The following is an 827-nucleotide window of genomic DNA, read 5'->3' as shown; positions in this document are numbered from 1 at the left end:
CCGCACCGGTTGCCACGTCGAGCGCCCGCGTCGCACCCGCCGTCCAGTCGACGAGCCGCTCGAGGTCGGCCCCCTCCTTGAGGACGGCCCCGTCCCGATAGCCGTCCGTGGTGTCTCCGAAGGCGGTCGCGGCGTCGCGCTTTCTGTCGGCGTCGTTCGTCACGACCACCTCTTGTGGAGAAACGTACGTGAAGGTTTGTGGAGTCGGCTCTCGAGGCAGACAGGATGCGAAGCCGGGCTTAATGAGAGCAGGCGATGCGACGAACGAATCCGAGCGCCGGGATTCGGGAGCGACGACGAAAGAGAGAACGGTGAAATGGGCCGACTGCAGTGGACTATTAGACGGGCGAGAGCCCGCCAAACAAGCCCCCGACCGAGCGTCGGCGAGTGAGCGGTTCGGAGAACCCGAACGACGCCGTTCACCGAACGCTTCGCGTTCGGGCCGACGAGCGACCGTCGGGAGCGAGGAGTGCTTTTGGTCCAGGTTTTACCGAGCGAACGAGCGAGCGGTGTGAGCGAGTGAGCGCAGCGTAAAAGCTGGGCTTACATCATGCCGCCCATGCCGCCGCCCATACCGCCCATGCCGCCGCCCATGCCACCGCCGCCCGGCGGCATCTCTTCCTCGTCGTCGTCGTGGGAGACCGCGAGGTCGCCCGCGGCGATGACGTCGTCGATGCGAAGCAGCATGACGGCCGCCTCGGTGGCGGACTCGATCGCCTGCGTCTTCACGCGGAGCGGCTCGTAGACGCCCTCGGCGTCCATGTCGATGGTGTCGCCGGTGTAGGCGTCGAGTCCGGCACCCGTGTCGCCGCCGTCGTGGGCGCTGC

Annotated in this window: 1 protein-coding gene; it reads right to left on the bottom strand. The window is 67.5% G+C overall.

Features of this window, described 5'->3' with window-relative positions; translation table 11 throughout:
• Window positions 1-543: 543 nt before the first annotated feature.
• A partial coding sequence (locus tag PGX04_RS28590) for a TCP-1/cpn60 chaperonin family protein (RefSeq protein ID WP_273741587.1) occupies window positions 544-827 on the bottom strand: 284 nt, incomplete at its 5' end.

The organism is Natrinema soli (assembly GCF_028618695.1).
Note: the sequence above shows the minus strand (reverse complement) of the source record. Positions and strands in the feature narration are given on the sequence as shown.